At 71.2% G+C, this 21,579-nt stretch carries 26 protein-coding genes; 9 read left to right on the top strand and 17 right to left on the bottom strand.

Going from position 1 to position 21,579, the window contains the following annotated elements; genetic code table 11:
* Window positions 1-51 precede the first annotated feature (51 nt).
* Window positions 52-1,167, top strand: coding sequence for a GAF domain-containing protein (locus OOK07_RS36120; RefSeq protein WP_266800694.1), 1,116 nt, complete (start codon window positions 52-54; stop codon window positions 1,165-1,167).
* Here OOK07_RS36120 and OOK07_RS36115 read toward each other — a convergent pair.
* Entirely contained in the window at window positions 1,148-1,942 is a 795-nt protein-coding gene (locus OOK07_RS36115; protein ID WP_266686331.1) for an RNA polymerase sigma factor SigF, read from the bottom strand. The genes OOK07_RS36120 and OOK07_RS36115 overlap by 20 nt on opposite strands.
* A 230-nt stretch (window positions 1,943-2,172) precedes the next feature.
* Here OOK07_RS36115 and OOK07_RS36110 point away from each other — a divergent pair, with 230 nt between their 5' ends.
* The 6 genes from OOK07_RS36110 (at window position 2,173) to OOK07_RS36085 (ending at window position 7,245) form a co-directional block, all read left to right on the top strand.
* Window positions 2,173-2,430, top strand: a complete 258-nt coding sequence (locus OOK07_RS36110; RefSeq protein ID WP_266802346.1) for a hypothetical protein — start codon at window positions 2,173-2,175, stop codon at window positions 2,428-2,430.
* Between the two features lie 526 nt (window positions 2,431-2,956).
* Window positions 2,957-3,349 carry a DUF2795 domain-containing protein gene (locus tag OOK07_RS36105; protein WP_266686330.1) on the top strand — a complete coding sequence of 131 codons (393 nt, stop codon included), beginning with the start codon at window positions 2,957-2,959 and terminating at the stop codon, window positions 3,347-3,349.
* Between the two features lie 411 nt (window positions 3,350-3,760).
* On the top strand, window positions 3,761-4,195 hold the full coding sequence (locus tag OOK07_RS36100) for a CBS domain-containing protein (protein ID WP_266686329.1): 435 nt from the start codon (window positions 3,761-3,763) through the stop codon (window positions 4,193-4,195).
* A 48-nt stretch (window positions 4,196-4,243) separates the two neighbouring features.
* Window positions 4,244-4,594, top strand: a complete 351-nt coding sequence (locus tag OOK07_RS36095; RefSeq protein ID WP_266800691.1) for a hypothetical protein — start codon at window positions 4,244-4,246, stop codon at window positions 4,592-4,594.
* Between the two features lie 3 nt (window positions 4,595-4,597).
* Entirely contained in the window at window positions 4,598-5,143 is a 546-nt protein-coding gene (locus OOK07_RS36090) for a type 1 glutamine amidotransferase domain-containing protein (RefSeq protein WP_266686327.1), read from the top strand.
* Window positions 5,140-7,245 (top strand): catalase, encoded by a 2,106-nt coding sequence (locus OOK07_RS36085; protein WP_266800690.1) that lies wholly within the window; start codon window positions 5,140-5,142, stop codon window positions 7,243-7,245. The genes OOK07_RS36090 and OOK07_RS36085 overlap by 4 nt, the downstream gene beginning before the upstream one ends.
* Window positions 7,246-7,269: 24 nt before the next feature.
* Here OOK07_RS36085 and OOK07_RS36080 read toward each other — a convergent pair whose 3' ends face one another.
* The 3 genes from OOK07_RS36080 to OOK07_RS36070 form a co-directional block, all read right to left on the bottom strand.
* Window positions 7,270-7,518, bottom strand: a complete 249-nt coding sequence (locus tag OOK07_RS36080; RefSeq protein ID WP_266686324.1) for a DUF6158 family protein — start codon at window positions 7,516-7,518, stop codon at window positions 7,270-7,272.
* 159 nt (window positions 7,519-7,677) lie between these two features.
* Window positions 7,678-9,297, bottom strand: a complete 1,620-nt coding sequence (locus OOK07_RS36075) for an ABC-F family ATP-binding cassette domain-containing protein (RefSeq protein ID WP_266800688.1) — start codon at window positions 9,295-9,297, stop codon at window positions 7,678-7,680.
* A gap of 62 nt (window positions 9,298-9,359) precedes the next feature.
* Entirely contained in the window at window positions 9,360-10,016 is a 657-nt protein-coding gene (locus OOK07_RS36070; RefSeq protein WP_266800686.1) for a histidine phosphatase family protein, read from the bottom strand.
* 573 nt (window positions 10,017-10,589) lie between these two features.
* Between OOK07_RS36070 and OOK07_RS36065 the strand changes: the two genes are divergently transcribed.
* Both OOK07_RS36065 and OOK07_RS36060 read left to right on the top strand, forming a co-directional pair.
* Window positions 10,590-11,411, top strand: a complete 822-nt coding sequence (locus tag OOK07_RS36065; RefSeq protein ID WP_266800685.1) for a methyltransferase domain-containing protein — start codon at window positions 10,590-10,592, stop codon at window positions 11,409-11,411.
* A gap of 43 nt (window positions 11,412-11,454) precedes the next feature.
* Complete coding sequence (locus tag OOK07_RS36060) at window positions 11,455-11,625, top strand: hydrophobic protein (RefSeq protein ID WP_266686318.1); 171 nt, start codon at window positions 11,455-11,457, stop codon at window positions 11,623-11,625.
* A 44-nt stretch (window positions 11,626-11,669) separates the two neighbouring features.
* Here the strand turns inward: OOK07_RS36060 and gvpK are convergent, their stop codons facing one another.
* The 13 genes from gvpK to OOK07_RS35995 are packed head-to-tail and all read right to left on the bottom strand — an operon-like array spanning window position 11,670 to window position 21,495.
* On the bottom strand, window positions 11,670-11,954 hold the full coding sequence (gene gvpK / locus OOK07_RS36055; RefSeq protein ID WP_266686317.1) for a gas vesicle protein K: 285 nt from the start codon (window positions 11,952-11,954) through the stop codon (window positions 11,670-11,672).
* Between the two features lies 1 nt (window position 11,955).
* The gene (gvpJ, locus tag OOK07_RS36050; protein WP_266525162.1) at window positions 11,956-12,138 is read right to left on the bottom strand and encodes a gas vesicle protein; all 183 of its coding nucleotides are present in this window, start codon (window positions 12,136-12,138) and stop codon (window positions 11,956-11,958) included.
* The gene (locus OOK07_RS36045; protein ID WP_266800683.1) at window positions 12,135-12,965 is read right to left on the bottom strand and encodes a GvpL/GvpF family gas vesicle protein; all 831 of its coding nucleotides are present in this window, start codon (window positions 12,963-12,965) and stop codon (window positions 12,135-12,137) included. Before OOK07_RS36045 ends, gvpJ (OOK07_RS36050) begins: the two co-directional genes overlap by 4 nt.
* Window positions 12,962-13,306: a gas vesicle protein gene (gene gvpJ / locus OOK07_RS36040; RefSeq protein WP_266686314.1), complete on the bottom strand. Its 345-nt coding sequence runs from the start codon at window positions 13,304-13,306 to the stop codon at window positions 12,962-12,964. The genes OOK07_RS36045 and gvpJ (OOK07_RS36040) overlap by 4 nt, the downstream gene beginning before the upstream one ends.
* A complete protein-coding gene (locus OOK07_RS36035) occupies window positions 13,303-14,433 on the bottom strand; it encodes an SRPBCC family protein (protein WP_266800681.1) in 1,131 nt (376 codons plus the stop codon). Before OOK07_RS36035 ends, gvpJ (OOK07_RS36040) begins: the two co-directional genes overlap by 4 nt.
* Window positions 14,433-15,173: a DNA primase gene (locus OOK07_RS36030; RefSeq protein ID WP_266800679.1), complete on the bottom strand. Its 741-nt coding sequence runs from the start codon at window positions 15,171-15,173 to the stop codon at window positions 14,433-14,435. The genes OOK07_RS36035 and OOK07_RS36030 overlap by 1 nt, the downstream gene beginning before the upstream one ends.
* A complete protein-coding gene (locus OOK07_RS36025; RefSeq protein WP_266686311.1) occupies window positions 15,170-15,433 on the bottom strand; it encodes a gas vesicle protein GvpG in 264 nt (87 codons plus the stop codon). Before OOK07_RS36025 ends, OOK07_RS36030 begins: the two co-directional genes overlap by 4 nt.
* A gap of 4 nt (window positions 15,434-15,437) precedes the next feature.
* On the bottom strand, window positions 15,438-16,208 hold the full coding sequence (locus tag OOK07_RS36020; RefSeq protein WP_266800677.1) for a GvpL/GvpF family gas vesicle protein: 771 nt from the start codon (window positions 16,206-16,208) through the stop codon (window positions 15,438-15,440).
* Window positions 16,205-16,651, bottom strand: a complete 447-nt coding sequence (gene gvpJ, locus OOK07_RS36015) for a gas vesicle structural protein GvpA (RefSeq protein WP_266686309.1) — start codon at window positions 16,649-16,651, stop codon at window positions 16,205-16,207. The genes OOK07_RS36020 and gvpJ (OOK07_RS36015) overlap by 4 nt, the downstream gene beginning before the upstream one ends.
* A 58-nt stretch (window positions 16,652-16,709) precedes the next feature.
* A complete protein-coding gene (gvpO, locus tag OOK07_RS36010; RefSeq protein ID WP_266800675.1) occupies window positions 16,710-17,063 on the bottom strand; it encodes a gas vesicle protein GvpO in 354 nt (117 codons plus the stop codon).
* A 45-nt stretch (window positions 17,064-17,108) separates the two neighbouring features.
* Window positions 17,109-18,038 carry a non-homologous end-joining DNA ligase gene (gene ligD / locus OOK07_RS36005; RefSeq protein ID WP_266800674.1) on the bottom strand — a complete coding sequence of 310 codons (930 nt, stop codon included), beginning with the start codon at window positions 18,036-18,038 and terminating at the stop codon, window positions 17,109-17,111.
* Window positions 18,035-19,891, bottom strand: a complete 1,857-nt coding sequence (locus OOK07_RS36000; RefSeq protein WP_266800673.1) for a transketolase — start codon at window positions 19,889-19,891, stop codon at window positions 18,035-18,037. Before OOK07_RS36000 ends, ligD begins: the two co-directional genes overlap by 4 nt.
* Complete coding sequence (locus tag OOK07_RS35995) at window positions 19,888-21,495, bottom strand: FAD-dependent oxidoreductase (protein WP_266800671.1); 1,608 nt, start codon at window positions 21,493-21,495, stop codon at window positions 19,888-19,890. Before OOK07_RS35995 ends, OOK07_RS36000 begins: the two co-directional genes overlap by 4 nt.
* Window positions 21,496-21,579 lie beyond the last annotated feature (84 nt).

Here is a 21,579-nt window from a genome sequence, read left to right as displayed (position 1 = left end):
ACCGGGACCGAAAACAGCGGCAGGGGACGGGAGTCGCGCTAGGTTCGACGCATGACGCAGACGGACGAATTCGGTGAAGAACTTGAAGATTTCGTGCGCCGCGTAGCGGAGTTGAAGGCAGCGAGATCCGTGTCCGGCCAGGATCTGCCCACGGTGCTGGATGCGGCGATCTTCGAACTCGACCATGTGGCAGGCCAGTTGGAGCCCTGGTACGAACAGCTGTCGGCGGCGGGCGCAGCGCGCACTGGAGCCTTTCAGGAGCGCCAGGAGCGGCACCTGCTGCGCACCGTGTTCCAGCGCCTCCCGCTCCCGGTGGCGTTGATCGACAAGGAGACGGTGGTACGGCGGGTGAACGGCGCCGCGAGTGCCTTCACCGGCGTACGCGCCGGCCATGCGACAGGCCGGCCGCTGACCGGGTTCCTCGCCCACGCCGACCGGGTCGCGTTCCGCTCCCAGGCCGCGGCGGTGGCCCGCGGCGAGGGCGATCGCAGTCTCACCGTCCGCCTCCAGCAGCAGCCCGCCGTCCCGGTGCACGCCACGCTGGCAGCCGTGCGCCCGAGCGGCGAGCCGCGCACGACGGTTCTGGTCGTGCTCCAGCCCGGCGCGCTCAGCGCCCCGGCCACGCCGCCGGATCCGCCGACGGGACGGATCCCCGACCTCGCCGAGGCCACCCGGCACGTGTCCGTGCTGGACCTGCTGGACGCGATGACCACGGCCCTGCTGACGGCGGACCGGGAGGCTGCCCTGGAGGCGGCGGCACGGGTGCTGCGCGAGGGATTCGCCGACTGGGTGATCGCCGACACCGGCCAGGGCGGCCTGTCGCGTACGGCTGTGCTGGCCCCGCCGGACGAGGACGCGGCGGCGCTCGAGGCGCAGGATCCGGCCACCTGCCCGCTTGTCGTCGAGACGGCCCGGACCGGGTCACCGGCGCTGCAGATACGTCCGCCGGACCCGGACGCCTTCGGCCGGACCGCCACGGGCGCCCCCGTTCTCGTACAGGCGAACGTCACCTCACTGCTGTGCGCGCCGCTGAAGGCCGAAGGCTCCGTGGGCGGGGTGCTCACCCTGTTCCGTTGCGGGCCCCGCCCGGCGTTCTCGATGGCGGAGGCGCAGGCGATGGACATGGTGTCCCGCCATCTGGCGCTGGCTATGCGCATTCGCGCATGATCTGGTCGCGCATCCGGGCGCAGCACCGGCTGATCAGCCGCGACACGTGCATCTGGGAGATCCCGAGCTCGTCGGCGATGCGGCTCTGCGTCATGTCGCCGAAGAAGCGCATGTACAGGATGGTCCGCTCGCGTTCGGGCAGCGCGGCCAGCCGGGGCTTGACCGACTCGCGGTCCACCACGGTGTCCAGCGCGGAGTCAGGGGAGCCGAGGGCGTCGCTCATGGAGTAGCCGTCCGCGCTGCCGGGCAGTTCGGCGTCGAGCGAGAGCGCGGTGAAGCTCTCCAGCGCCTCCAGGCCGGCCCGGACGTCCTCCTCGGTCATGTTCGCGTGCTCGGCGATCTCCGCGATGGTGGGCCGGCGGCCCGAAATGGTCTGGGAGAGGTCCTGCGTGGCGAACCGGACGCGGTTGCGCAGGTCCTGGACCCGGCGCGGTACGTGCAGGGTCCACATGTGGTCGCGGAAGTGCCGCTTGATCTCGCCGGTGATGGTGGGCACGGCGTAACTTTCGAAGGCGTTGCCGAGTGCGGGGTCGTACCGGTCGACGGCCTTGACCAGGCCGAGGGCCGCGACCTGCCGCAGGTCGTCGAGGCTCTCGCCGCGATTGCGGAACCGTCCCGCGAGCCGGTCGGCCATCGGCAGCCAGGCCGCGACGACCTGCTCGCGCAGGGTGTCGCGCTGCTGACCGGCGGGGAGCGTGGCGAGTTTGCGGAAGGCCTCGGCGGTGTCGGGGGCGTCGTCGTGCGGGTGGTGCTTCGCGCTCACTTTGGTGGGCATGATGCGTCGCAACTCCCTTGATACTGCTCTGGGTTGGACGGTCACCGTGGGAGCGCGGCCGCGCCTTCGGGACAGGTTCGGCCTGGGCGGCTCAGGGCCACTCCCACGGACGTGCCTCCTGTCCGAAGCACTCGGACTGCGCCTGCCCCCGCCTCCCGGCCACAAACACGGGCACATGTTTTCCGGCAGCCCAGTGGGCCGGCCCGGCCGGCAGCCGACAGCGCCCGTCCATGTCACGGCCCGGGGGGTCTCGCACGACCACCGAGGCCACCGACCGCGTCCTGCAGCGGCTGCGGGAGTGGGTCGTGGGGAACGTGAACGTCTTCGGCTGTCCCGGAGACGGCGTCAACGGCCTGCTCGCCGCCTGCGGCCGGGTCCCGCCGGTTTTGCCGCACGCCACCTGTCCGCCGCACGCCACCCGGGAGCGGATGGATCGCCACGGTCGCCTCGATCCTGAAGAGGTGACCTGCCCCGGAGCGGGGCACTAGCAGGACTCCGTTGGGTCTTTCTGTCGGGTGTGTTCCAGTGCCCCGGCGGGCAACGTTCGCCCGTATAGGAGCGGCGTCCGGTGCGTGCTCTGGGGGTCCCCCCGGCCGGAGGCTGGGGGAGTGCCGCGTGCGGGCCCTTGTACTGGACGTACTTGGGTCCGTGCCAGGTGCGGCGAGTGGGGGCACCTCCCACGCCCTTGAGGCAGTGGGGGAGCGTGCCGGGCATCGCGACGGAGCGAACGTTGCTTGTCGGGGCACTGGGTTCCCTGCGGGCCGGCCAGGGCGTCCTCGCTTTTGCCGGTCTTCTCCCTGGGCAGCAGCAGCAGCTCCTCATAGCGGCCGAGCGCCAGCACCACGCCGAGCATGAGGAGCGGGATGAGCACAGCGAGGAACATCATGGCCGTTCCCTCCCAGGGAATGGGGTGGGGGGCTCTCGTCGGGTCTCCCCCGTTTCCCTGTGCAAACCCGTGTCGGGCTCCGGTCTTCGGGTACGCGGTGGCCCACCCCCGAAGATCTGGAGGGAGTCATGCAGCGAGGCAGTGACCGGATGAGCGCCCACCGCGACGAAGAGATGAAGCACGAACTGCAGGGTCTGCTCCGGTCCGGGCATCCCACACGGACCGAGGAGTGGCACGACCCGGAACCCACCGCCGACGACGACCCCGAAATCGCGGGCGGCCCCATCGCACCCGGACGCTCCCGGGCCTCCCTGGCGGCGGTCCGTACGGAGCTGACCCGGTACCTGAGCCGTCACGCGTTCCCCGCGAACCCGCACGAACTGGCCCGCGCACTGCGCCGGGCCTACGCCCCCGACGCCCTCATCGAGCCGGTGGAGCACCTGCCGCGCGCGACACGCTTCACCACCGTGCAGCAACTGGCGGAGGCCCTCGTCGAGGCCGGGCAGAAGCGGCGGGCGTAGGCACGGTTCGCTCGGCACGGGCCACGAAGGACTGACGGCAGCCGTATCCACGGCCCGCCGGTCCGGGCCGTGGGTCCGGGCCGTGGGTCCGGGCCGTGGGTCCGGGCCGTGGGTCCGGGCCGCCGAATCCCGACGCGCCTCCCGCCCTCCGCACTCGGGCGCGGGCCCGGACTCATCCCAACCCCCGCCCGGCGGGACGAGGGGCGCGCGGGACGACGTGCCCACGGCTGACAGGACCGGCCACGCCTGGGCCCGCAGGCCGGCCCGCCGGGGCCCCGACACCGGAGAGATGCCGCGGAGGCGCCCGCCTCCCGAACGCATGGGCCTCCGGCTCAGGGGTACTGCGGGCGGCGTCACGCCGACGCCGGCCACGGCGCCCCCACCGGCCGGGGAACGGAGGAAAGACCCACAGTGAAGGCTGATTTCGTCAGGGAGATCATGACGCCGGGCGTGGTCGCCGTCCGCCCGGACGCGTCACTCGTCGAGGCGGCGCAGCTGATGCGGGTGCAGGACATCGGCGATGTCCTGGTGGCCGACGGGCAGGAGGTCGTCGGGGTGCTCACCGATCGCGACATCACGGTACGGGCAGTCGCGGAAGGCCTCGATCCGCTGACGGTGAGCGCACGGTCCGTGTGCACCCCGGATCCGGTGCTGCTCGCCCCGGACGACCCCGTCGCGGCCGCCGTGGCGCTCATGCGCGCACACGCCGTACGCCGGCTGCCGGTCGTCGAGGACGGGCTGCCGGTCGGGATGGTGAGCCTCGGCGATCTGGCCGAGGTGCAGGACCCGGACTCGACGCTCGCCGAGATCAGCCGGGCCGTGCCGGACGGCCGAGGCCCCCTATGAGCCGGCAGCGGGCAGCCGGAAGGCTGCTGCCTGTGGGAGCGCACGGCGGTGCGAAGCGACCGCGAGGTCACACCGCTGGAGCAGCACATCCGCGGCTTCCTGGAGTCCCTGCCCTTCGGTGCGCTGTCCGCGCTGATGTGTCTGCACCCCGACCAGGTCAAGGCCCTGCTGCGCGGCGGCCGCGGCCACCCGGACGCCTGGCGCCCGGTGCCGCGGCGGCGGCGGCCGCTTTCGCTGTCGCTGTCGCGCGACCGGCTCGCGGGCATCGCCGTCGCGATCGGCACCTGTGTCGCGCTGCCGTACGGCGAGGAACCGGTGCGCTGTGTACGTGCGGCGCGGCGCGAGGAGAACCGCGCCACCAGTGACGGATCCAACTGGCTTGCCACGAAAGGATGTTGAATCATGCGTATCGCGTTCCTGACCGCACCCGAAGGCGTCGAACAGATCGAGCTCACCGATCCGTGGCAGGCGGCGAAGGACGCGGGCCACGAGCCCGTGCTGGTGTCGACCGAGTCCGGTGAGATCCAGGCCTTCGACCATCTCGACAAGGCGGACACCTTCCCCGTCGACGAGGTCGTGGGGGAGACCTCGGCCGCTTCCTTCGGCGGGCTGGTCCTGCCGGGCGGCGTGGCCAACCCCGACGTCCTGCGCATGGACGAGAAAGCCGTGGCGTTCGTGAAGGACTTCTTCGACCAGGGCCTGCCGGTCGCCGCGATCTGCCACGCCCCGTGGACGCTGGTCGAGGCCGATGTCGTGCGCGGCCGGGTGCTCACCTCCTGGCCGAGCCTGCGGACCGACATCCGCAACGCGGGCGGCACCTGGGTCGACGAGCAGGTCAGGATCTGCGACCACGGCGCCGCCAAGCTGGTCACCAGCCGCAAGCCGGACGACCTGAAGGCGTTCTGCGACGCGTTCCTGCACGTGTTCTCCGCGGAGGCCGGCCGATGACCTCCCCCGCCGACCGCAAGCAGGAACAGCGCGAGTCCTTCCACGCCGACGACCCGGCGGGCGGACCGCTCACCACCGACCAGGGCGTGGAGGTCGACCACACCGACGACTCGCTGGCCGCCGGCGCACGCGGTCCGACCCTGATGGAGGACTTCCACTTCAGGGAGAAGCTGACCCACTTCGACCACGAACGGATCCCGGAGCGGGTGGTGCACGCACGGGGCGCGGGCGCGTACGGCTACTTCGAACCGTACGAGTCCTGCGCGGAGTTCACCCGTGCGGCCTTCCTCCAGGATCCGTCGGTGCAGACGCCGGTCTTCGTGCGGTTCTCGACCGTTCAGGGGCCGCGCGGCTCGGCGGACACCGTACGGGACGTGCGCGGCTTCGCGACCAAGTTCTATACGTCGGAGGGCAATTACGACCTGGTCGGGAACAACTTCCCGGTCTTCTTCATCCAGGACGGCATCAAGTTCCCCGACTTCGTGCACGCGGTGAAGCCGGAGCCGCACAACGACATCCCCACCGGCGCATCCGCGCACGACTCCCTGTGGGACTTCGTGTCGCTGCAGCCGGAGACACTGCACGCGATCATGTGGCTGATGTCGGACCGGGCCATCCCGCGCAGCTACCGCATGATGCAGGGCTTCGGCGTGCACACCTTCCGGTTCGTGAACGCCGAGGGGCGCGGCACGTTCGTGAAGTTCCACTGGAAGCCGAAGCTGGGCGTGCACTCGCTGGTATGGGACGAGGCGCAGGAGTGCCAGGGCCGCAACCCGGACTTCAACCGGGGCGACCTGTGGGACGCGATCGAGGCGGGCGAGTACCCGGAGTGGGAGCTGGGCGTCCAACTCGTGCCGGAGGAGGACGAGTTCGCCTTCGACTTCGATCTGCTGGACGCCACGAAGATCATTCCGGAGGAGCAGGTGCCGGTGCGGCCGATCGGCCGGATGGTCCTGAACCGCAACCCGGAGAACTTCTTCGCGGAGACCGAGCAGGTCGCCTTCCACACCGCCAATGTCGTCCCGGGCATCGACTTCACCAACGACCCGCTGCTGCAGGCCCGCAACTTCTCCTACCTGGACACCCAGCTGATCCGGCTGGGTGGCCCCAACTTCGCGCAGATCCCGGTCAACCGGCCGGTGGCGCCCGTCCGCACCAACCAGCGCGACGGCTACCACCAGAGCGCGATCCACCGGGGCACGAACTACTTCCCGAACTCCCTGGGCGGCGGCTGTCCCGCCCACGCCGGGGTCGACGGCAGCGCGTACACCCACTACGCGGAGCGAGTCGACGGTGCCAAGATCCGGCGGCGCAGCGACAGCTTCAAGGACCACCACAGCCAGGTCGCGCTGTTCTGGAACAGCATGGCGGACTGGGAGAAGCAGCACATCGTGGCGGCCTTCCGGTTCGAGCTGGGCAAGGTCGGCGCGATGACGGTGCGGGCCCGGACGGTCGAGCAACTGGCCAAGGTCGACGGCGAGTTGGCGGCCGAGGTGGCGCGCGGCATCGGGGTTCCGGAACCGGACGGGATCGCGCCGGGGACGTACAAGCTCGCCTCGCCCGCGCTCAGTCTTGAGTCACTGCGCGGCGACGGCTCGATCCGCACCCGGCAGATCGCGGTGCTCGTCACCGACGGTGTCGACGCCCAGCAGGTGGCCTCCGTGCGGGAGGCGCTGGCGGCCGAGGGTGCGGTCGTCGAGGCGCTGGCGCCGGCGGACGGCACGGTGAGGGGTGCCGACGGCGAGCTGTACTCGGTCGACCGGGCGCTGCCGACGGTCGCCTCCGTGCTGTATGACGCGGTGCTGCTGCCCGGCGGGCCGGCGGGGACCCCGCCCACGGCCGGGGACCCGGACGCGATGCGGTTCGTGCGGGACGCGTACCGGCACGGGAAGCCGGTGGGCGCGCTCGGATCGGGCGTCGGCGTCCTGTCCGCCCTCGACCCGCAGGGCCTGAGGCTGTCGACCGGGTTCCAGCAGACGGTGGACGATCACGGCGTGGTGACGGACACGTCGCCGGGCGCCGCGAGCGCGGAGTTCGTACGCGCGTTCGTCGCGGCGATCGCGGCGCACCGGCACTGGGACCGGCCGCCGGCTCGTCACTGAGCGGGTGCCGTCGGACACGGCGGGTCAGCTGCGGGGAGTCGCCGACTCCCCGCACTGGCGGTCCCGGGCGCCTTCGCGGGTGCGGCCCGCCGCCACCGTGCGCCGCGGGTTGCGGCGCAGATACTCGCCCTCCAGCTGGGCCATACGATCGTTGTGGGCCCGCAACGCGTCGGTGGAGGCGTAGAGCAGCGTGTCGTGGCGCGTGCGGTGGATCGTCTCCAGTTCCTTCATGAGCTGCTGGTCGTCCAGCCGGCTGGGGTCGACTCCGGTCATGGTGGTACCCCGCTCGTCGTGTTCTCCATGCGGTCCGGGTACCCGCCCGGTGGGCAGCAGTCCCGAGCGGCGCCCGGGCGGGGGCCATGGATCTCGCCTTCCTGCCTCCACTCTACGAACATCCCGGCCGCCGGGCCTCCGTGTACGCCCGTCCGACGGCTACCGCGCCCGCTCCACGCGACGCTCATCCCACACGGGCTCGGCGGTCTCGCGGACGCGGCCGTCGCTGCCGAAGACCAGGTAGCGGTCGAAGGAGCGGGCGAACCAGCGGTCGTGCGTGACCGCGAGCACGGTGCCGTCGAAGGCCTCCAGGCCCTCCTGGAGCGCCTCCGCGGACTCCAGGTCGAGGTTGTCGGTCGGCTCGTCGAGGAGCAGGGCGGTGACGCCCTCCAGTTCCAGCAGCAGGATCTGGAAGCGGGCCTGCTGGCCGCCGGAGAGCCGGTCGAAGGTCTGCTCGGCCTGGCCGGTGAGCTCGTAGCGGCGCAGGCGCGACATCGCCGCGCCCCGGTCCTGGGCGTGCTCCTTCCAGAGGATGTCGAGCAGCGGGCGGCCCTGGAGCTCGGGGTGGGCGTGCGTCTGGGCGAAGTGCCCGGGCACGACCCGCGCGCCGAGCTTCCACTCCCCCGTGTGCGCCACCTCGCCGCCGGCCAGCAGCCGCAGGAAGTGCGACTTGCCGGAGCCGTTCGAACCGAGGACGGCGACGCGTTCGCCGTAGAAGACCTCCAGGTCGAAGGGCTTCATCAGACCGGTGAGTTCAAGTCCCTTGCAGGTGACGGCCCTTACGCCGGTGCGGCCGCCCTTGAGCCGCATCCGGATGTCCTGCTCGCGCGGCGGCTCGGGCGGCGGCCCGGCCTCCTCGAACTTGCGCAGCCGGGTCTGGGCGGCCTGGTAGCGGGACGCCAGCTCGTGGCTGATGCTGGCCGCCTGACGGAGATTCAGGACCAGCTTCTTCAGCTGGGCGTGCTTCTCGTCCCACCGCCTGCGCAACTCCTCGAAGCGGGCGAAGCGTTCGCGCCGGGCGTCGTGGTACGTGGCGAAGCCGCCGCCGTGCACCCAGGCGTCGGCGCCGGCGGGTGAGGGCTCCACGGAGACGATCTTCTCGGCGGACCGGGCGAGGAGTTCGCGGTCGTGGGAGACGAAGAGGACCGTCTTGCGGGTCTCCTTCAGCCGCTCCTCCAGCCATCGCTTGCCGGGCACGTCGAGGTAGTTGTCCGGCTCGTCGAGGAGCAGCACCTCGTCGGTGCCGCGCAGCAGCGCCTCCAGCACGAGCCGCTTCTGCTCACCGCCGGACAGCGTGCCCACCTGCCGGAACTGCGCCTTCTCGTACGGCACCCCGAGCGCGGCCGTGGTGCACATGTCCCACAGCGTCTCCGCCTCGTACCCGCGCGCCTCGGCCCAGTCGGAGAGCGCCTGCGCGTACTTCAGCTGGGCCGCCTCGTCGTCGACGGTCATGATGAGGTGCTCGGCCCTGTCGACGGCCTCGGCTGCCTCGCGGATGCGGGGCGGCGCGACCGACACGAGCAGGTCCCGCACGGTCGTCTCGTCCCGTACGGACCCCACGAACTGCCGCATCACACCCAGGCCGCCACTGACGGTGACGGTGCCGCCGTGCGGTTTCAGCTCACCGGAGATCAGCCGCAGCAGGGTCGTCTTGCCCGCGCCGTTGGGCCCGACCAGGGCCACGGCGGCCCCTTCGCCCACCCGGAAGGACACATCGCCGAGCAGCGCCCTCCCGTCGGGGAGGTAGTACTCGAGGTGTGCGGCTTCCAGATGTCCCATGAGGTCGCATTCTGCGGGCGGTCCGCGTGGTCGGGCAAACGCTTATCAGGTCCGGCCGGGGGTCAGGCCGTCTCGTCCACGGGCCGCCCCGCGGGTCCGCTGTCACCACTGGGGGCCACAGTCGCGCCCTCCCAGGTGACGGCCTTCCAGCCGTCCGCCGGCGAGCCCTCCAGGATCACCACGCCGGTGTTGTCGAGCGGGCGCGCGGCGGCGAAGGAGACGTCGACGTTGTCGGCGCGGGCCGCCGTCCACATGCGGATCGCCGCGCCGTGGCTGACCATCGCGACCGTCCCGGCGCCGCTCCCCGCGGCCTCGGCGACGACTGCGTCGTAGCGCGCGAGGGCCTCGGCGCCGCTCTCCCCGCCGGGCATCCGGAGCGCGGTGTCCCCGGCCGCCCAGGCGAACACCGTCTTCATGTAGAGCGCGCCCTGCTCCGTGTCACCGGGCAGCATCTCCAGATCGCCCGCCGTGAGCTCGCGGATGCCGTCCCGGACCAGGACGTCCAGGCCGCGGGCGGCCGCCAGCGGGGCCACGGTGAGCTGCGTGCGTACGAGGGTGGAGGCGTACAGCGCTTCGATGTCCTCGTCGGCGAGCGCCTCGGGCAGCGCGGCCGCCTGCCGCTCGCCGAGCGCGGTCAGGCCCGGTCCCGGTACGGCGGTGTCGAGCAGGAAGTCGACGTTCGAGGGGGTCTGGCCGTGGCGTACGAGGAGCAGACGCATACAGGGGCCCTCCGGGTGTCGGTCAGCGCCCGCGGGACAGGAAACGGGCACTTCAGGGTACCCGGCACCGCATGAGCCCCGAGGTGGACCTCGCCCTCCCGGAACCGCCTCCACCTGCCGCGCAAGCGGCCGCTCGGGCCGAGCAAGCGGCTCCTGGGGCCGGGCAAGCGGCTGCTCGGGCTGACAGCCGTCTCGTCGAGTTCACCGCCGAGCGGGACCGACCCGCCGCGGAGCCCGTGCTGCCCCGGCTGAGCCGGGGCGCGGACCACGGTGCCGTACGAGGCGCTGCCGACCCCGCGCCCGGCTCGTCCGCCGGCCGGGCCCGGCCGCGTGCCGCGGTCCCTGCGCTGCCGGAGGGCGAGGCCCGGTCGTGGTGGCCAACACCGCCTCGGGCATGCCGACCGGGCGCACGCCCTGCGGGACAGCCTGCCGGCCCGTCTGCCGCCGACCCGGGGACCGACTCCTCGCTACTGACGTTCCGTCAGTCCAAACTGCAATACGCGGGTCTCACCATTCGACATGCGGGCGTACGGTGATGCGTACCGACAGGACGTCGAACAGGGGAGTTCAGCCATGTCGAAGCCGCAGGAGACCGCCGTCTACACGCACGGGCACCACGAGTCGGTGCTGCGTTCCCACACCTGGCGGACCGCCGCCAACTCCGCGGCGTATCTGCTCGGCTCCCTGAAGCCGCACATGAAGATCCTGGACATCGGCTGCGGCCCCGGCACCATCACGGCCGACCTGGCGGCACTGGTCCCCGACGGCCACGTCACCGGCGTCGACCACGCGCCGGGGATCCTGGACCAGGCCCGGGCCACGGCCGCCGAACGAGGTCTGACGAACGTCGGGTTCGCGGTCGCCGACGTACACGCCCTGGACTACCCGGACGACACGTTCTGCGTCGTCCACGCGCACCAGGTGCTGCAGCACGTCGGCGATCCGGTGCAGGCGCTGCGCGAGATGAGGCGGGTGACCCGGCCGGGCGGGTTCATCGCGGTGCGCGACTCGGACTACGCGGCCATGACCTGGCATCCGGCGTCCCAGGGGATGGATGACTGGCTGGACCTGTACCGACGGGTGGCCCGCGCCAACGGCGGCGAGCCGGACGCCGGACGGCGGCTGAAGTCCTGGGCGCTGCGAGCGGGACTGACCGACATCACGGCGACCTCCAGCACCTGGACCTTCTCCGCGCCGGACGAGCGGGCGTGGTGGAGCGGGCTGTGGGCGGACCGGACGCTGGCTTCGGCGTACGCGGAGCGGACCACCGAGGGGGGCCACGCCACCGCGGAACAACTGCGGGCCGTATCGGACGCCTGGCGGGAATGGGGCGCACAGGAGGACGCCTGGTTCGCCGTCCTGCACGCAGAGATTCTGTGTCGCAAGGGTGTCTGAATCTGCGAATTCGGGATAACCGGATGAGCAGGAGGTTGGAAACATGGTTGCTGTCCTGCTCGTATTGCTTCTGGCGCTGGTTCTCTTCGGCGCGGGATTCGCACTGAAGATACTCTGGTGGATTGCACTTGCCGTTATCGTGCTGTGGCTGCTGGGATTCCTGGTGCGCGGTACGACGGCGTCCGGAAGCAGGGGGCGCTGGTACCGGTGGTGAGTTGAGCAAGTAACGGTTGAGTCAGTAGCGGCGGCTCCCGGGGTTCACTCCCTGGGAAGCAGCGGTCCGAGCGGCCCGAGGTCCAGATTCAGGTCCTCGGGCCGCAGTCCGTACCGCTCGCGCAGTTCGGTCATACGGTCGTCGAGGAGCATGAGCGTGAGCCCGATCCGCTCCTCCTGGTCCTCGCTGAGATCTCCCGTGTCGAAGCGGCGCAGCGCCTGGCGTTCCATGAGCTGGCGCAGCAGCTCGACGACGGTCAGCACGAGTTTGACCAGGTCGCGTTCGACTGTGTCGGGTTCCAGATCGAGCCGGTTGCGGCGGTCGGTCACGTCAGTCCCCCCAAGGCGACGGCACCTGCTCGTTGACCGAGCTGATCAGTGCGTTCAGGTCGATGCGGACCAGGTCGACGTCCGCGATGCGCAGGGTGATGTCCCCCGTGATGACGACTCCGCCGGCGAGGAGCCGGTCGAGCAGGTCCACGAGGGCGATCTCCCTGCGTTCGACGACGGTCATGCCCCCTCCCCCGCAGCCGCGTCTCCCGCCCCAGACGCTTCTCCCGCGATCTCTTCTCCGGCAAACGAGTAGGCGGCCCATGGGCCGGTGAGTTCGACCCGTATTGCCGGGCTGTCCGCCTTTGTTTCGCCCTTGGTGCGATCCACCATTTCCACGAATTTCTCGGAATGACTGCGGGGCACGAGATAGGCGGCGTTCAGGACATTCCGCCCGGACACTCCGGACAGTGCGGGATTCTGCGGGGCGTGCAGCCGGGAATCCTCCGCGTACCCGGAAAGCGCCGCGTGCAGCTCGTCCGCGAATTCCTCCGTCTGCTTCCATGTGTCCTCGGTCGCCCGCATCCGCGTACGCCGTTGCCGCAGATAGTCCCGGCCCGACACCGCCTTCCGCGCGGGCGCTTCGCTTCCTCCGCTCTTCTCGGCCCCGGCTTCGGTCTCGACGAAGACCTTCACGCCCCACTCCACCCGCCCCTCCAGTCGGTCGAGGGTGCGCCGGAAGTCGTCCTCGCGCGCCTCCATCATCACGCGGACACCGCTGTCGTCCCGGAAGACGGTCGCCAGCCTGAGGGGCAGCGGCGTGGTGACGACGGTGAGCGCGTCGATCACGCTCTGGTGGGCGCGAGCTGTCTCGGCCAGCCACTCCAGGTCCTCCAGCCGCCGGTGCAGCGGCTCCTGAGCGAAGTCCTGCTCGGGCACATGGCTCACCACGGCGATCAGGCCGTGATGGGTCAGCAGCCTGGGCGGGTCGCCCGCCACGCCTTTCAACTGCGCCTGCAGCGGCGCGCCGAAGGGGCGGCAGACGGCGTACACGTACCGCAGTCCGGTCACGGGGCCTCCTTCTCGTCGCGCACTTCACGGCCGGGCTCAAGCTGCTCCAGCCGAGCCAGCCGCTCACGCAACTCGGCGTTCTCCTGGGCGAGTTGGTTGCGCCGGGCACCGGAGGACAGCGCGGGGTCGGTCTCCCACCAGTCGATGCCCATCTCCTTCGCCTTGTCCACCGAGGCGACGATGAGCCGGAGCTTGATCGTGAGGAGTTCGATGTCGAGGAGGTTGATCCGTATGTCGCCGGCGATCACGATGCCCTTGTCGAGCACGCGCTCCAGGATGTCGGCAAGGTTGGCGCCCGAACCCTGTCCATAGGGTTCGGGCATCCGGCTGGACATGCTCATCGACGGCCCCCGCCGTCGGCGTACTCGTACTCGGGCTCTTCCTCGTCCTCGTACTCAGCTTCCGCTTCCTCCTCCTCCGGCTCCTCCAGCTCCTCCGCCTCCGCTTCCCCTTCGTCCTCGCTCGGCTCCTCTTCCTCGGGCTCCTCTTCCTCTTCCTCGCCCCGAGGCTCCTCGCCCTCCTCGTACTCGTCGCGCTCCTCGTCGTCGCCCTCGTACGACTCCTCGCCCTCCTGCTCCTCTTCCTCGGCGACCGCGTCCTCGTGGCTGCGGACGACCTCACCGTCGCGGATCTCGCCGCGCCAGGCGTCCTCCGCCTCGCCCTTGAGGGTGATGAAGCGGACGTAGTTCTTGAGGTCGAGCCGGGCCCGGCGCCCCTGGGCACGCCAGATGTTGCCGGTCTTCTCGAACAGGCCCGAGGGGTAGTACTCGATGACCAGCAGGACGCGGGTGAGGCTGTCGCCCAGCTCGTGGAAGGAGACGACGCCCTTCGTCGTGCCCTTGGCGCCCTCCGACGTCCAGGAGATCCTGTCGTCGGGCACCTGCTCGGTGGTCTTCGCCTTCCAGCTGCGGTTGGACCAGAAGATCTTCATCTGCCAGTCGGACTGGGTGTCGTCCGCGCGGCTCGCGCTCTTGACGCCCTTGGCGAAGGTGCTGAAGTCCTGGTACTGAGTCCACTGGTCGTAGGCCGTGCGCAGGGGAACCCCGACGTCGACGGACTCGAGGATGACCGTCGGTTTGTTGCCGCCCCTGCCCTTGCCCTTGCCCTTGCCCTTGCCCCCGCCGAGGTTCTTGAAGGCTTCCACGACGTTCTCCTTGGCGCGCGAGGCCCCGAGTTCCAGTGCGGAGCGCAGTGGGCCCTTTCCCTCGGCGATCTTGCGACCGCCGTCGAGGGCGAGCTTGGCGAAGCCCGGGCTGTTGCCCTCGGCGATGTCGTTGAGTTTGCCGGTGGTCTCACCGAGCTTGCGGCCGACGCCGGTGAGCACACGGGTGGCCTGTGCGGCGAGGTAGTCCTGCAGTTCGGCCTTGAGCCGGTCCGCGGCCTCGCTGTGGGCCAGGTCGGTCAGGGGGGCGGCCTTGTCGGTCGCCCCGCGCGCGGCGGAGGTCGCCGATCCGACTGTCTCGGTCATCACTCACCGCCTCCCTTCGGCAGACGGGACTGCGCCGCACGGGCACCGCCCCTGGCCGCGGACGTCTTGCGGGCCGCCGTCTTCTTGGCGGTCTTCTTCGCCGGGGCCTGCTTGCTCGCGGTCCGCTTGGCCGCCGCCTTCTTGGCCGGGGCCTTCTTCGCGGGTGCGGTCTTCTTGGCCGCGGCCTTCTTCGCCGTCTTCTTGGCGGTCTTCCTGGCCGGAGCCCGCCGGGCCGCCCGGTCCGAAGACTCCTCCTCGGCCTCCGGCCCCTCCTCGTCGTCGTCCTCGTCGTCGTCCTCGCGAGGTTCCTCGTCCTGAGGCTCGTCGTCCTCGGGCTCGTCCTCCCGAGGCTCCTCCTCAGTGTCCTCCGGCTCCCCGTTCTCGTCCTCCTCGTCGGAGCCGAGGCCCGTCGCCTGTCCCGCCACGCCCGTGAGCTGGTCACGGACCTCGGCGGTGCGTCCGTGGAGGCGGTCGGCGAGGGCGTCTATCTGCCGCTCCACCATCGCGCCGGAGGCCGCCTTGCCGACACCGCGCAGGTCCTCGCGCAGCTGGTCCCCGATCTCCTTGAACTGCGGGTTGTTCTGCAGTTGCTGGGACACCAGGTCCGCGATCGCCCGCGGGCTCAGGTGCATTCGCTTGCCGGCCACCAACGTGCCGAGCGCGAACGCCATTTTCATCTTCTTCGTACGTCCGAGGAAATATCCGGCCCCTACCGCGAGGCCCAGTCCCACTCGATTCATAGTGCCGTCCCTTGGCCTGTGGCCCCGCCGCTGCGCAAGCCGATCTCCAGCCGGTCGAGGAGTTCGTCCTCCTGTCGGTCGAACTCCTCCTCGTCGATCTCGCCGGCCTCCAACTGCTCTTCGAGCCGACCGAGTTCGGCCCTGACGGTGGCCGGGTCGTAGTAGATCCGTTCCGCCTCGCTCAGCACCTGCTCGATCACCCACCCGCTCCCGCGCACCGGGGCGAAGGGCAGCAGGATCAGCTCCTTGATCAGTCCCACGACGTCACTCCTGGGCCACGCCCGGGCCGACGGCACTACCCGCGTGCTGGGCGGGGCCCGGCTCGACGAAGCTGTAGGGCGGCAGCGGGCCGTTCACGCGCAGCTCGATGTGCGGGTGACTGCTGCGGACCTGCTCCACCGCGGTCAGGAAAGGCTCGGCCGACTCACGGTCCACGAGGAAGGACACGTTGACCAGCCAGCCGGTGGACTCGGGGCCTTCGCTCACATCGGCGGCGACCGGCTCCAGAGCGCGCTGCACGTCCGCAGCGTCCTCGGTCTCCCGGGCCTGGACGGCGGCCACGACCATCTCGCCCAGCCGGAGCCGCTCCTCGTAACTTCCGCCGCCGGACTGCCTGTTGGCCTCGGTCATGGCCCGGATCTCCGGGTTCTCGGACATCACGCGATGCAGGACGGCGTCTTCCTGGTGCGTGGCCTTGACGTTGTACTCGACTTTGCCGTCCAGGGCCTGCAGCCGCTCCTTGTAGTGGTCGGCGCGTTCGGCGAGCACGCCGGTGACGGACTCGTCGTCGGGGGCGATGCTGCCGAACCGCATGGGCAGCACGGCGCCCTCCGCGCCCGCCTCGGCGAGCACGCTCTGGTGGGCGAGCAGGTCCTTGCGCTTGGGCCGCAGCCCCTCGGGGGCGTCGCTCACGACGGCCGCGAGTTCACCCTCCTTGAGGACGCGCACCGGCAGCGGCGGATCGCCGACGCCGCTCAGCTTCTCGGGGAGCGCCGGATGCGAGCTCGCGGTGATGCCGTAGACATACGTGCTCACTCCTGCTCCTCCTTCCTTCGCGAGGACGTCGTCTTACGAGCGCGGGGCCGGGACTCGGTCTCCCGCTCGCGACCGTTGTCGCGCCCGTCGTCACGTGCCTGCTTGAACGCGTCGGAGATGGTCTCCGCGGCTCCGGACAGCGCACCCTTGGACTTGCCGCGGGCGCCTGATTCGGTCATCTCGCCGACGAGGTCCGGAAGCCCCGGGTCCTTGCGCGGCCCTGCCTCCAGGTCGAGGCGGTTGCATGCCTCGGCGAAGCGCAGATAGGTGTCGACGCTGGCCACGACGACACGTACGTCGATCTTCAGGATCTCGATGCCTACCAGGGACACACGCACGAACGCGTCGATGACGAGACCCCTGTCGAGGACGAGTTCCAGAACGTCGTAGAGGCCGCTGCTGCCGCCCCCTCCGCCGCTCTGCTGTGCCGGGACAACGGTCATGCCGACCGCGCCTCCTTGTCTGTGGTTTCGAGGATGGGTTTCTGAGCGGTTCGGCGGCCTATCGGCCGCCTTGCCTGTGTGCGTCGGCGCGTCCGCGCTCGTAGCGGCGGACGCGCCGGTAGCCCGTCAGCTGGCCGTCGGCGTCGAGATCGACCTGATAGCTCGCCATCAGGCTCATCGTGTCCGGCACTCGTTGCAGTTCGAGTACCTCGACCTCCAGCGTCCAGCCGCCGTCCTCCGTCTGTTCGAAGGACGAGACGGTCTCGGCGGACATGCCGGTCAGCTCCGCGAGCTGTGCGCGCGCCTGGCGCAGCACCTCCATCGGATTCGGCCGCTTGTTCACCCCGCCGGTTTCCTTCTTGTCGGAATTCTGTGAGCTTTGCGACTGTTGCGTGTTTCTTGTGTCAGCCATGGCCACCTCGTGATCCGGGTGGCCCCTTTGTCACTGGCCAAACATTCAGGCGCCGTGCAACGCGTCGAGCCGGCGCCTGGCCGGTCCAAGAGCGCGGCCGTGGCCCAGGATTCCGGCCCAGGGGTCGGTGCGGGCCTGTTCGACGGCGTCGGCGATGGTCCAGCGGCGGGCGTGCAGGGCCGGGTCGTCCAGCTGGGCCCAGGTGATCGGGGTGGCCACGGGGGCCCCGGGCCGGGCGCGGACGGTGAGGGGTGCGACGGCGGTCTGCGCGTAGGCGTTGCGGCCCACGTCGAGGTAGAGCCTCTCGCCGCGCTCCTTCTTGCGTGCGGCGGTGGTGAGCCGGTCGGGGTGGGCCTCGGCGAGGGTGTCGGCGACGTCGTGGGCGAAGGCGCGGACCTCGTCGAAGTCGTGGCGGCCGGCCAGCGGAACGACGACGTGCAGTCCGCGCGAGCCGGTGGTCATCAGCGCCGAGGGCAGCTCCAGCTCGTCGAGGAGTTCCCCGAGCAGCACGGCCGCCTCGCGCACCGCCGCGAAGTCGTCCCCGGCCGGGTCGAGGTCGAAGACCAGCCGGTCGGGCTGGTCGAGGCGGCCGACCCGGGACAGCCAGCGGTGCAGTGTGAGACTGGCCTGGTCGGCGAGGTAGAGGAGGGTGGCGACGTCGTCGCACACGGTGTGGCAGACGGTGCCGCCCTCCTTGGGCACCTCGACGCGAGTGATCCACTCCGGGTAGGTGTCCGGGGTGTTCTTCTGCATGAAACGGGGGCCGTCGATGCCGTCCGGATGCCGCTCCAGCATCACCGGACGGCCGCGCAGATGGGGCAGCAGGAGCGGGGCGGCGGACCGGTAGTAGTCCACGAGGTCGCCCTTGGTGTACTCCTTCGCACGGCCCTCACCGGGGAAGAGCACCTTGTCGGCCCGGTGGACCTCCACCGTGCGCCGCCCGGCCCGTCCGGTGCGTACCTCGTCGCCGCTCACCGCACGACCGCCTCCTCCACCAGCAGCTTCCCGGCCGCGGCGATCGACTCGGCGTCGATGCCCGCCGCGTGCAGCTGCTCGTCCGGGGAGGCCGAGCCCGGCATGTCGCGGACGGCGAGGCGCACCAGCCGCGGCACGGCCCGCCCGTCGAGGAACGCGTCCAGGACGGCGTCGCCGATTCCGCCCTCCTCGTGGTGGTCCTCCACGGTGACGAGGCAGCCGGTGTCCTCGGCGGCCCGGCGCAGGGTGTCACGGTCGACGGGCTTGACCGAGTACAGGTCGATGACGCGGACCTGGATGCCGTCGCGGTCCAGCGCGTCGGCGGCGGCCAGCGCCTCGGGCACGGTGACGCCCGCCGCGACGAGGGTCAGCCGGTCGTCGGCGGAGGAGCGCAGCACCTTGCTGCCACCGATGGGGAACTCCTCGTCGGGGCCGTAGATGACCTTGCTCTCCCCGCGCGAGGTGCGCAGGTACCGGACGCCCTCGCAGCCCGCCATGGCGGCGACGAGCTGTGCGGTCTGGTTGGCGTCGCACGGGTACAGCACGGTCGAACCGTGCACCGCCCGCATCATCGCCAGGTCCTCCAGGCCCATCTGGGAGGGCCCGTCCTGGCCGATGGCGACGCCCGCGTGCGAGCCGACGAGGTTGATGCCTGCGCCGCTGACGGACGCCATGCGCACGAAATCGTACGCGCGCGTCAGGAACGCGGCGAACGTGCCGGCGTACGGCACCCAGCCGCGTGCCGCGAGCCCCACCGCCGTCGCGACCATCTGCTGCTCGGCGATGTAGCACTCGAAGTAGCGGTCGGGGTGCTCCTTGGCGAAGAACTCCGTCCGGGTGGAGTCGCCGACCTCGCCGTCGAGGGCGACGACGTCTGCGCGACCGGTGCCGAGTGCGGCGAGCGCCTGCCCGTACGCGTTCCGTGTCGCGACTCCCTTTCCGTCGTTCCCCTTGTCCCAGCGGGGCAGTTCGAGGTGTCCGGCGGGTACGGCGTGCAGGATGCGGGCGGCGGCCGGCTCGTGGACCTGGACGCGGAGGTCACGGCGGCCGCCGAGTTCGGCGATCGCCTCGTCGGCGTCGGGCAGTGGCTTGCCGTGCAGTCCCTCGCGGTCCTGAACGGACGCGACGCCCTTGCCCTTGAGCGTGCGGGCGAGGATCACGGTCGGCTGCCCGGTCGTCGAGATCGCCTCGCCGTACGCCCGGTCGATGGCGTCCACGTCGTGTCCGTCGACCTCGATCGTGTGCCAGCCGAATCCCTGGAAGCGGCGGGCGTAGGCGTCGAGGTCGTGCCCGTGCCGGGTCGGTCCGCGCTGCCCCAGCCTGTTCACGTCGACGATCGCGGTGAGGTTGTCCAGCTGCTCGTACGACGCGTGCTCGGCGGCCTCCCAGATCGATCCCTCGGCCAGCTCGCTGTCCCCGCACAGCACCCACACGCGGTAGCCGGTGCGGTCCAGCCGCTTGCCGGACAGTGCGATGCCGACGCCGACGGGCAGCCCCTGGCCGAGCGAGCCGGTGGCCGTCTCGACCCACGGCAGCCGGCGCGGCGTCGGATGCCCTTCGAGGCGGCTGCCCAGCTTGCGGAAGGTGAGCAGTTCGGCGTCGTCGACGGCGCCGGCCGCCTTGTAGGCGGAGTAGAGAAGCGGAGACGCGTGTCCCTTCGACAGGACGAAGCGGTCGTTGCCCGGGTGAGCGGGCCGGTCGAAGTCGTAGCGGAAGTGGTTGGCGAGGAGTACGGCCATCAGGTCCGCGGCGGACATCGACGACGTCGGGTGCCCGGACCCCGCCGCGTCCGATGCGCGCACACTGTCCACCCGCAACTGCTGGGCAAGCTCGACGAGTTCGGCGGTGTTCATGAATCTCCCTCCGCGGGGGTGTCGGGGCGCTTGACGGGACCGGTGGCTTCCACGGCCCCACCGCCCGGTGGGTTCTCGACCGGCCCGGACGCCGGCTGGTTCTGTGCCGTTCCGTGCACCGGCTGGTTCCGGACCGCTCCGGACGCCGGTAGGTCCTTGGCCGCTCCGGACGCCGGTCGGTTCCTGGCGGGCTCGTCACCGGGCTGCGTCTTCGGCGCCTCAGGATCGGCCGAGTCGGTCTCGATGTCCTGTGCCGTTGCCGCTCCGGGGCCCGAGCGGGCCTCGGCTTCCGCTTGCGGTCCGCCCGGCATCCGCGCCAGTTCCGGGGACGCGGTGTCCAGCGGTACCGACCAGGAGCGGACGAGGCCCAGCTGGACGGCCTGGCGCGGCAGTACGGAATCCAGGAGCCAGTCGGCGGCGACCCGGACGCGGTTGCCGGGCATCGCCGCGAGGTGGTAGCCGCGGGCGACCGCGGCGGCCAGCGGGCCGGGCAGGGGGATCCCGAGCGGGTTGGCGGCGGCCTGGGCGCCGCCCAGATCCACGACGAATCCGAGGTCGCGGTGGCGGTAGACGCGCCGCTCGCCGGTGCCGAGGGACGCGGCCACGTTGTGGGCCACGACCGTGCCGTGCCGCCAGGCGTGCTGCGCGGTCATCGGGGTGTACTTTCCGGGGTCGTTCAGATCCGGCACCGCGGCCGCGTCACCGCACGCGAACACCTCGGGGCGGCCCGGTAGCTGGAGGTGCGGGTCGACGAGAAGCCGGCCGCGTTCCAGCGGCTGCCCGGTGCTCTCGACGAGCGGGTCCGGCCGTACGCCGACGCACCACACGAGGGTGCGGCTGTCCACGAACTCGCCGTCGGTCAGCAGGACTCCGTTGTGCGTGGCCTCCTTTACGGAGGTCCCCATGCGCACCTCGACTCCCCTCTGCCGCAGCACCCGGTCCGCGGTGCGCGAGAGCCTTTCGTCCAGCTCGGGCAGGACGCGCGGCGCGGTGTCGAGCAGCAGCCAGCGCGGCCGCACACCGCCTGGCAGCGGGCGCCTGCGGACCTGTGCGTCCGTGTACCGCCGGCCCTGCGCGGCGACCTCGGTCCCCGTGTATCCGGCGCCGACCACCACGAACGTGCACCGCTCGGCGCAGCTCTTCGGGTCGTCGTCGGCGGCGGCGAGTTCCACCTGCCGGGTGACGTGGTCGCGCAGGTACAGCGCCTCGGGCAGCCCCCGGAAACCGTGCGCGTGCTCGGCGACCCCGGGGATGGGCAGCAGCTTGTTGACGCTGCCGACGGCGAGCACCAGCCGGTCGTAGGCGAGCGTGCCGCCGCCGCCCTCGGGGTCGGTGTAGTGCACGCTCCGCCCGCCGAGATCGACGCCGTCGGCCTCGCCGAGCACCAGCCGTACGTGCGGCAGGGTGCCGGACAGGGAGACGGTCACCCGGCGAGGTTCCAGGATGCCGGCGGCGACCTGGGGCAGCAGGGGCAGATACAGGAAGTAGTCGGTGGGGTTCAGCAGGGTGATGTCGGCCTTGTGCCGGACCAGCCGGGACAGGGTGCGGGCGGTCCTGTAGCCGGCGAAGCCGGCACCGACGATCACGATGCGGGGTCGACTCACGGTTGGCCTCCGGCGCTGTCGCGTACCTCGTACGTGAGCCTTCCGCGTCCCCCTGGTCAGAGCACCCAAACTGGGCGGAGCGCC

Source organism: Streptomyces sp. NBC_00078, assembly GCF_026343335.1.
Taxonomy (GTDB): domain Bacteria; phylum Actinomycetota; class Actinomycetes; order Streptomycetales; family Streptomycetaceae; genus Streptomyces.
This window is presented reverse-complemented; position numbering and strand designations above follow the sequence as displayed.